The organism is Candidatus Omnitrophota bacterium (assembly GCA_018894435.1).
Taxonomy (GTDB): domain Bacteria; phylum Omnitrophota; class Gorgyraeia; order JAHIPI01; family JAHIPI01; genus JAHIPI01.
Genome location: JAHIPI010000036.1, coordinates 1 through 10,070 on the forward strand (window position 1 = coordinate 1; position 10,070 = coordinate 10,070).

The following is a 10,070-nucleotide window of genomic DNA, read 5'->3' on the forward strand; positions in this document are numbered from 1 at the left end:
GTATTACATTTTTCTTATTTTCCGATACAGAATTTGGAAAATATAATGTTTAATAGATCCTCCGCGTACTCTTCTCCTGTTATTCCGCCAAGGGAAGAAGCGCTTTCTTTCAGATCTGACGCCGGAAATTCAAGAGATAATTCTTTCTCAATGCTATCTTCGGCTTGCGACAGTTGCCGGACGGCATCTTCTATAGCCGCCTTATGGCGTATATTGTTTACCATCGCTTCATTGGACGTATGCACCTTGCCACTCCAGACTTTATTATATATTCTATCCTCCAATTTATCAATACCAATCTTAGTGAGGCACGATACCCGAACGACATCTCTCGCTTTTACCATCTTCGTGATATCCTTGGTATTCAGCCGGATTTTAAGGTCGCATTTATTAATTACTGTTATGGTATTCGCCGGCCTTATCTTACCCAGTATTTCTCTGTCTTCTTTTTTTAATCTTTCGCTTCCGTCCAAAACGCATAAGATAAGGTCTGCCCTTCGTAGATATAAATGGCTTCTCTTTATTCCTTCTTTTTCTATAATGCCCTTCTCTTTTCTTATGCCGGCCGTATCAACCAGCCGCATAGGTATACCTTTTATGCTTGCCATCTCTTCGATGGGATCCCTTGTTGTGCCCGGCAAATGAGTAACAATGGCTTTATTTTTTCTAAGGAGGACGTTTAAGAGGCTCGATTTTCCTACGTTAGGCCTGCCGCATATTACCGCTACTATGCCTTCTTTCAGAATAGCGCCGTCGTGATAAGTGCTCAATAATTTTTCCAATCTTCTTCTGGAGTCCTTCACGCCGCTAATCCATGCCTTTTTAGTTTTAGGTGTTATGTCCTCTTCCGGAAAATCCATCGAGGCCTCCATGTCTGCGCATATTTCCATAATGGATTTTCTTGCGAACTTAACCTCCCTCGACAGCTCTCCTTCCAGCTGATTCAGGGAAACTCTTAATCCCGCCTCGGTCTTGGCCTCTATTATATCAAGTACCGCTTCCGCCTGGCTTAAATCGAGGCGGCCCTTTAAGAACGCCCTCTTGGTAAACTCGCCGGGCTCTGCCGGCCTCGCGCCATGTTTAAGTGTAAGCTCGAGAACTTTTCTAAGCGCTGTTATGCCGCCGTGGCAATTTATTTCTACGATATCTTCCCGCGTATATGTTCCGGGGGCTTTCATAACCGCCAAAAGCACTTCGTCTATCTTTTTTTTACCGTCAATTATATATCCATAATTAAGTACGCGGCTCTTAAATTTGACGAGCCCTTTTCCTTTGGGCAGGATAAAGATTTCTCTGGCTATTTTAACGGCACTACACCCGCTTAACCGGACTATGCCTATACCGCCTTCGCCCGCAGGAGTCGAAACCGCCGCAATTGTATCTTCGTGTAAATGTATCACCATATTAATCTTTTCTCAAAGCCTCCATCGCCTCGCCAACCACATAAAGAGAACCAGTAATAAGAAGTGCGTCATCCTTACCGGCAAGCCGGAGAGCTTTGTCTATCGCATCGCGAACCGAATCACTAGTTTCGGCATCTATATTTTTATAATGGAGGAACCTCTCCTTCAGAAATTGCGGGGATAATGCCCTACCGGATTTTGATTTCGTCGCGATGACATAATCGGCTATTCCGCTCAATTCCCTGCAGATATTTTCTATATCCTTGTCGCACATCGTGCCAAGAATCAAAAATAATTTTTTATACTTAAGGTTCGTCTCTACCGCTTTCTTCAGGATAAAAGCGCTTTGGCCGTTCTGCGCTCCGTCTACCACAATCAAAGGGTTTTTTCTCAATATTTCAAAACGTCCGGGCCATCTTGCGCTCCGAAGCCCCGCCATAATCGCTACTTTATCCACAAATATTTCGTAATGCCTCAGGGCCTCTACCGCCAAAACCGCTGAAACGGCATTTTCTATCTGAAATTCACCCAACAATCGGATCTCTACCCTCGGATATTCGCCTTCTTTTGTCAAAAGATTGAAAATTTGCCGCTCTGTGCCTGAATAGATCTTTTGAAAAGCTGCGTCTTTACCTACCAGATAAAATTTCGAGCGCGTTTTTTCGACAGTGCTTTTTATTACCTCAAAGGCTTCATTATTCTGCGGCGAACTTACGACCACCGACTTTTCTTTTATTATACCGCATTTTTCCGAAGCTATATCCCGCATCGTAGGCCCCAGATGTTGCACGTGGTCATAACTTATAGGCGTTATCACCGAAACAAGCGGCCTCACTATATTGGTAGAATCCAATCTCCCGCCCATTCCCACTTCAAGCACCATAAAATCTACGCCCCGCTCTTTGAAATATAAAAAAGCGATTGCCGTGCATACCTCAAAATAAGTGGGGCGCTCGTTTTTTTTGGCCATATCTTCCGCATGCGGATATATTTTCGCAACAAGCCTCGCTAAGTTATCTTCGGAAATCGGCTCACCGTCCACCCTGATCCTCTCCCGGAAAGATATAAGGTGCGGTGAAGTATACATGCCTGTTTTATATCCGGCCTTTATCAAAATAGAATTTATAAAAGATGAAACGGAGCCCTTAGCCTTAGTACCCGCAACATGAACCGCTTTTATACCTTCGTGGGGATTGCCTAAGCGAGATGAAAGAGACTTCATCCTATCGAGTTTAAACGATCTTTTATAATCGAAATCGTTTGCCTTCTCGTAATCGATAAGGGAATCGAGGTATTTGAGGGCTTCGTGGTAAGTCATTTTCTATGGGATTAGTGTTTCCCGCCAGAGGCGGGTCCGCCTCAGGCGGAAAAGTGTCTGATGAGCGTAAAGACCATGCTTATGCCGAACTTATCGGCGGCATCTATGATCTCCTGGTCGGCTATTGAACCGCCCGGTTGAATTATGGCGCATATACCGGCCTTGGCGGCGGCTTCTATGGAATCCGCCTTCGGAAAGAAGGCCTCGCTGGCAAGTACAGCATTCCTCGCTCTTTCGCCGGCTTTATTTATTGCTATAATAACAGAGTCAATCCGCGATGTCTGGCCCGCGCCTATCCCGACGGTCTTTTTATCACGCGAGATGACTATAGCGTTAGACTTTACGTGCTTTACCACTTTCCACGCGAAGTACAGCGAATCAAGTTCATCGGTTGTCGGGCGTTTTTTCGTTACGCACTTCAAGTCTTTTTTAGCTGCGTCTTGTGCGTCGACTTCCTGAAAAAGCGCTCCGCCGCGCAGTTTTTTGAAATTGTATTCGCGCCCTGAGGCGGCACTTTTAATATCGCCCGCTTCCATAAGGCGCAGGTTCTTCTTTTTAGTAAGCGCTTCGAGCCCTTTTTTGTCGTAAGACGGCGCTATTATGCATTCTATAAACCCGGCCTCTGCTATAGCTATGGCTGTCTTTTCATCTAGCGCCTTATTGAGCCCGATGATTCCGCCGAAGGCGCTCAATTTATCGCAATCGAGGGCGTCTTGGAAGGCACTTTTCAGATCTTTTCCCAGCGCAACGCCGCAGGGCGTAGCGTGTTTTATTATGCATGCGGCGGGTTCGTCAAACTCGGATACAATATCCAGGGCAGCATCAAGATCCATGATATTATTAAAAGAGAGGTCTTTGCCATGAAGCTTTTTCGCTTTTGTAAGCGATGCCGCGCTTGATTTTTCTGAATTTCTGTAAAATGCGGCTTTCTGGTGCGGATTTTCGCCGTAGCGCAGGTCTTCTATTTTCTCAAATTCCAGCGCCAGCTTATCGGGAAAAACGCTTTGTTTCGCACCGGAGGCGCCGGCACTGATTCCACTTAGGTAGCCGGATATAAGCGAATCGTATTCGGATGTCCTTTTAAAAGTCTTGGCTGCAAGTTTTGAAAGCGATTCTTCACTCAAAGATCCGCTAGTTCTTTTCAGTTCTTCTATAACTTCCGGGTAATCCGTCGGATCAGAAAGAACCGCAACGCTCACAAAATTTTTCGCCGCGCTCCTCAGCATCGATGGGCCGCCAATGTCTATATTCTCGACGGCCTCTTCCAACTTTACGGTTTTTTGGGCAACTGTTTTAGCGAAGGGGTATAAATTGACTACAACCATATCTATCGGAATAATACCGTGCTTCTTGGCCTCCGCCATGTGCTCTCTATTGTCGCGTAACGCAAGAAGGGCTCCGTGAATTTTTGGATGGAGTGTCTTGACCCTTCCGTCCATTATCTCGGGAGACCCCGTATAGTCGGATACTTCCGCAACCTTTACGCCGAGTGAACGTATAAATTTTGCCGTGCCGCCTGTAGAGAGTATCTCGACGCCCATTCCGGCAAGTGTTTTTACCAGATCCTCAAGGCCTGTCTTATCAGAAACGCTTATAAGCGCTCTCTTCACTTTCATTAAGAAAATCCTTTTTTTAAAGAAGTTTCATTAAATACGGCACGATTTCCGGGCCTATGAGCTTACCGAGAGATCCCTTCTTTGACTCACTTTCGCCGAAAGCCTTCAAGCCGTCGGGCGCGACCCCGCCGCCCGTAACCAGTAAAGGCACAGGGTCTGCCGAATGCGCCTTCATGGCGCAAGGCGTAGAGTGGTCTGCCGTAATAGCTATGACAGTGTTTGCCATGTCAAGTTTAGGTAGGATTTCGCCGAAAAAATATTTGTCTATAAGTTCTATTGACTCCAGTTTCTTTTTGAAATTGCCGTCGTGCGCCGGTTCGTCCGGCCCTTTTATGTGAATGTAAAGGCAATCAAAATCCTTGAGCACATCGAGGGCCTTTTTTGAGCGCAATATATAATCTTTCTCAAGGTCTCCCGATGGAAGCGGCAGGGCTACTATCTCCATACCCGTAAGAAGCGCTATGCCTCTTTCTACCGGCATCTCGACAAAACAACCAAATTTTTTGTTATATTTTTTGCATATATCAGGAAATTTGGGCAGGTGGTCGCCGGCATCACGCGTTAAAATTAAATTGCCGACCATCTTACCCTCGCCTGCTCTTTTCTTATTGACGGGGGAATCGCTTAATGCAGCTGTGCTCTTTTGAACAAATTCATTAGTCAAGAGCGCCGCTCGCTGCGCTTCTTTGGAATCTTTATATTCCGGCGTCGGCTCGCATTTTAACGCGATATTTTCAAATTTCTCCTTAGCGACTCCGAAAACACCCTCTTTACCGTAAGCAGGATCCGTATTAGTAACCTCGGCGGATAATTTGCCGTCTTTTGCTTTTATAACCAAGACGCCCCTATGGCCTATAGTGTTTCTAAAGACAAATGAGGCAGGTGCAGATGTCAATTTTACTTTTTGGTTTATTTCTTTGGCTAATTCTGTAGCTTCTTCGGTTGTAAGATTTCTCCCTACGCGCCTGTCGATTATTCTGTCGCTCGAAGCATCTTTTGTCGCAAAGTTGACCCGGTATGCAAGGTCGCCGTCTTTGACTTCCAGACCCTCGGCATAAGACTCAAGCGGCCCGCGGCCCGTATAATATTTATGGGCATCGTATCCGAGAATGCTTATGACGCCTATATCCGATTCGGGCGCTATGCCTTCTCCTACAGTATAGACAAAGCCCTGCTTGCCCCGGGAAGCCAGTTTATCCATGTTTGGCACCTCGGCTGCCTCAAGAGGCGTTTTATTGCCGAGTTCTTTTATGGGGAGATCTCCCAGTCCGTCTAAAATAACATACAATAACTTTTTCACAATATACTCCCTCTACTCACTTAGCATTTCGAATAGCCGCAAGCGGCGCAGGTCTGGCAGCCTTCCAGATGCCTTAGGGCGCCTCCGCAGTCCGGACAAACGCCTACCACGCTCCCTGTCTTTTCCTTTGTCTTAGTGGATGTGGCGGATTCTTTTTCGCCGGAGCTTTCTACGTCCATCGAAAAATCTACGGGGCTATTTTCCTCCGCATTCGTCTTCAGTAGATCCTTTTCCGGATCCTTAACTTCTGACATACGCCTTTCTACAACGCGCGCTATCGCGTCACTGCATGAAAATATCCTGCCGCCGCCTTTTTCCCAGCTCGGCGAAGGGCACCTTATTCCCCTCAATTGATCCACTATGGAACTTACGTTTACGCCGCTTCTGAGCGCCAAAGACGCGAGACGGCCTATTGCCTCCAGCTGGCTCATGGCGCAGCCGCCGGCCTTTCCCATCTGCATAAATACTTCGAAGGGTTTCCCCAGTCCGTCATTATTCATCGTAACATATAAATTACCGCATCCGGTGCTTATTTTGGTAGTGGTTCCATAAGTAACCATGCCCCGCGGTTTCGGTTTTAAACTTACGCCGCTTGGCGCTTTTTCCTCTGCGGGCGTGCCGGCTTTTTCTTTATTGACCTTCCCTATATTAAGTACCTGTTCTTCGCGGCTCTTATCTCTGTAAAGGGTTGTACCTTTACAGCCGTTTTGGTAAGCCATCATATAGGCGTTTCTTATGTCATCTATGGTGGCCGAATGCGGAAAGTTTATCGTCTTTGAAACGGCGTTATGAGTATATTTTTGGAATGCGCCCTGCATCTTTATGTGATATTCCGGCGATACTTCAAGCGCTGTGCGGAAAAGCCTCTTCACGTCATCCGGAATCTCCTCAAATTTCTGCAGACTGCCTTCCTCGGCAATGTTCTTCATAAGTTCGGAGGAATAGAAGCCTCTCTTTTGGGCTATTTCCAGAAATATAGGATGCACTTCCACCATTTCGTGATTGTCCATTACATTCCTTATATAGGAGACCGCAAATATCGGCTCTATGCCGCTCGAGCAGTTTGCGATTATACTTAAAGTCCCCGCAGGGGCAATGGTAGTAATAGTTGCATTTCTTAACCGGCGCTTTCCTTTTTCATGATATATGCTCTTTTCAAAATTAGGGAATGCCCCTCTTTTGTCGACCAGTTCTTCCGAGGCCCTCGTACCGTGTTCCAAAATAAACTTCATTACCTCTTCGCCCTTCTCAAGAGCTTCGTCCGAATCATACGGTATACCCATCCTTATGAGCATGTCGGCAAACCCCATGACGCCCAACCCTATCTTCCTATTTTCGCATGTCTTTTCCCTTATTATCGCCAGCGGGAATTTATTCATATCTATGACATTGTCAAGGAAGTGAACCGCTGTCTTTATTGTCTTAGCCATCTTATCCCAGTCAACTCCGCCGTCTTTTATCATAAGCGAAAGATTTATGGAGCCGAGATTGCAGCTTTCGTATGGCAAAAGGGGCTGTTCACCGCATTGTGCTGTCACAATTCCATTGACAATCATAGAACTTGTCATCGGTTCGGTTAAATTATAAACTTCTTTTTTTCCTAGATATTCGATTTTCTTTATTGCTTCAACAAATTTTTGAGGCTTTCTTTTCCTGAATCTGAATCTTTCTAATCTTCGCATCTTTTGTTCTTGAAGAAAAGATATTTTTTCTTTAAACTTATCTAAACTCTCCCCAAAGATTCCTAATTCATATAATATACCATCACATTTATATGTTCTCTTCTTGCCGGTCTTATCAGTATATGGGAACATAATTCTTGGCGCCCTCGATCGATCAAAAATAGTACTTTTTATTCCTAAATTCAAGAGAAGAATCTGAACATCCTGCAGAAGTTTTTTACTTTTCGAACTTAAAGCTACCCAATCACTTGCACTCTTGGGGTTATCTCTAGTTGTACCATCTGCACTAAATATACCTTGTAAAAATCCTATAACTGCCTCTTTTGTAGCGGTAAATATTGAAGATGGCACTTCTTTTGTGCCACTGTTCCAGGCTTTCACGCCGAGATTTTTAAAGAATTCTACAAAATATTTGCTGTGGTATGAAAGGTGGTACACATTGTTTTCCCGAAGCACCTCTTTTATATCGAATCCATAAAAGTTATTTATAATAGGTTTTAGATATTCAAGAACCCCTTTATCGTCCTGACTAAATGTAAAGCCTATACGGCAATTTTCATCCCCGTCTCTCAGCCAGCCGTCCCCTATAAGCCATCCCAGCACATGGCCTAATTCCTTGCTCCATTGCCACGGAAGATTAAGTTTATAAGTTTTTCCATTTTCGCCTATATATTCATTTTGGGTCATAAATGGAAGCATCGGATTTTCATTAAATTTACCTTCGTCCGGTTGAATGAGTATCTTGTGTTTTGCCAACTTTAAATCCTTCACCTTCACCCTACCTTCCGGAGTTATAACTTTATGTTCGGCAGTTGCTATCAATTCATAACCGGATTCGGTTACAAGTCTCATCACAGGTTTTACGCCTGTTTTAAAAGCTTTGGAAATTGTATTCAAGGAAAGCCCTAATTTTGTTAGCGTTGCCACGCTGCCTTCCTCTTGCCCGCCGTAAAGAATGTCCATCGCCCTGTCATCAGTAAATATGCGTATACCACCTTCGGCATAATTTTCGACAAGGTCCTTCATCTTTACCAGGCCCTTTTCTGTCGAAACCAGCGTATCACCAATAACGCACGGATTAGTGGATTCTATGGCGCCTACTTTGGGCGTGGGGTTGTCCCTGTTTATCCTGTCGCCGAAGATTATGCCGGGCTCACCGTTTTTCCATGCCATCTTGACAATCAGTTCAAAGACCTCTCTGGCGTCAAGCTCCTGAACAGGCCTTTTTGTATGCGGGTCTATAAGAGAATATTTTTGGCCCGCTTCTACTTTTTTCATAAAGTCATTCGTAATCATAATGGAGATATTAAAATTTGTTATGTCCTTATTATTTTCTTTGCAGGTGATAAATTCCAAGATGTCGGGATGATCAACGTTAAGTATGCCCATATTGGCTCCGCGGCGCGTGCCACCCTGCTTTACCGCCTGCGTCGCGGCGTCAAATACCTTCATGAAAGATACCGGCCCGCTCGCTACGCCTCCGGTTGACCTTACGACGCTATTTTTGCCCCTCAGATTAGAAAAAGAGAATCCCGTTCCCCCTCCAGATTTATGTATTAGAGCTGCTGACTTTAAACTCTCGAATATACCCTCCATGGAATCCCTTATCGGCAAAACAAAACACGCCGAGAGCTGCTGTAATTCTTTGCCAGCATTCATCAGAGTGGGTGAGTTAGGCAGAAATTCCAGCTTTGACGTAACGGAATAGAACTCTTCCTCGGTCTTTTTTATATCGGCCTTTTTATCATAATTTGCGTCCGCCTGGGCAATATTACGCGCGACCCTTCTGAACATCTGGGCAGTCGTTTCTATGACTTCGCCGCGCGCGTCCTTTTTGAGGTATCTTTTTTCAAGGACTTTTTGGGCGTTTTCCGATATACTTAACTTAAAAACTTCATCCATTTAACACCTCACAATGACCACGCACCGTAACGGTGTGTGGGAATTGGCCCCGAGCGTAGCGAGGGACCACAGGTTAATAATAAAAAATAGAGACAAAAAAATATACCATATAAAATATGGTATGTCAAGGTTAATACTATATATTGTGGATATAGCACTACGGTATATCTATTTGTTGTGGTATTCTCGGCGAGGGTCTTTTTCATTTTAAAGATGAATATATTTAATAAGGTTATCTGTCATCCGCTCGCAATAATACCGGAGGAGAGAATTTTCGTCATCCTTATCTATATTATATAATTTTATGCCGGCCTCAAAACGGGTCCCGGTTTTTTTGCCGAGATTCTTTATTTTATGGGTCCATATGACACTGCCGTGGATCCTGGCAGGTTTTTTTCTACCCGGAAGATATATGTCTAACTCTACGTCTTTATCGCGCGGGATTTCCTTATCGGTTACTATGCATAATCCTTCAGCGGATAGATTTTTCGCCTTCCCCTTTATATTTTCATCTATAGGATCAAAAAATCTAAATTTGACATTTGCGTCAAAATTAAATCTTATGAATTTTCTTCTATCATCTCTTTTATAGTTCATTTTATTTTCGAAGTACATCTAATATTATACACATAACGCGAATAAAATCAAAAAAAATTTGTGGTTTTGAGAAATAAAAAAACTTCAACAATTTCCTTGACAAAATCCGGGCTTTACTATAACCTATATTTAAGTTTTTTAATTAATTTCGAGTCGAAGAATATGTGTTTTTCAGAAAAAGCTAGTACATGCAGCAAAAAATACCGCATTTAGTCCTATTAAGTGTAGGAATGCGGTATTTTTTTATTTGCA

General features: G+C 44.1%; 6 protein-coding genes. All 6 read right to left on the reverse strand.

From position 1 onward, the window contains the following. Positions 1–14: 14 nt before the first annotated feature. Complete coding sequence (gene mnmE, locus KKI13_02620; protein MBU4487945.1) at positions 15–1,403, reverse strand: tRNA uridine-5-carboxymethylaminomethyl(34) synthesis GTPase MnmE; 1,389 nt, start codon at positions 1,401–1,403, stop codon at positions 15–17. Between the two features lies 1 nt (position 1,404). Next, a complete protein-coding gene (locus tag KKI13_02625) occupies positions 1,405–2,721 on the reverse strand; it encodes a bifunctional folylpolyglutamate synthase/dihydrofolate synthase (GenBank protein MBU4487946.1) in 1,317 nt (438 codons plus the stop codon). A 41-nt stretch (positions 2,722–2,762) separates the two neighbouring features. Then, entirely contained in the window at positions 2,763–4,337 is a 1,575-nt protein-coding gene (gene purH, locus KKI13_02630; protein MBU4487947.1) for a bifunctional phosphoribosylaminoimidazolecarboxamide formyltransferase/IMP cyclohydrolase, read from the reverse strand. Between the two features lie 16 nt (positions 4,338–4,353). Then, entirely contained in the window at positions 4,354–5,637 is a 1,284-nt protein-coding gene (gene apgM, locus KKI13_02635) for a 2,3-bisphosphoglycerate-independent phosphoglycerate mutase (protein MBU4487948.1), read from the reverse strand. Positions 5,638–5,657: 20 nt separating this feature from the next. Beyond that, a complete protein-coding gene (locus KKI13_02640) occupies positions 5,658–9,221 on the reverse strand; it encodes a TSCPD domain-containing protein (GenBank protein MBU4487949.1) in 3,564 nt (1,187 codons plus the stop codon). A 207-nt stretch (positions 9,222–9,428) separates the two neighbouring features. Next, entirely contained in the window at positions 9,429–9,818 is a 390-nt protein-coding gene (locus KKI13_02645; GenBank protein MBU4487950.1) for a PilZ domain-containing protein, read from the reverse strand. Positions 9,819–10,070 lie beyond the last annotated feature (252 nt).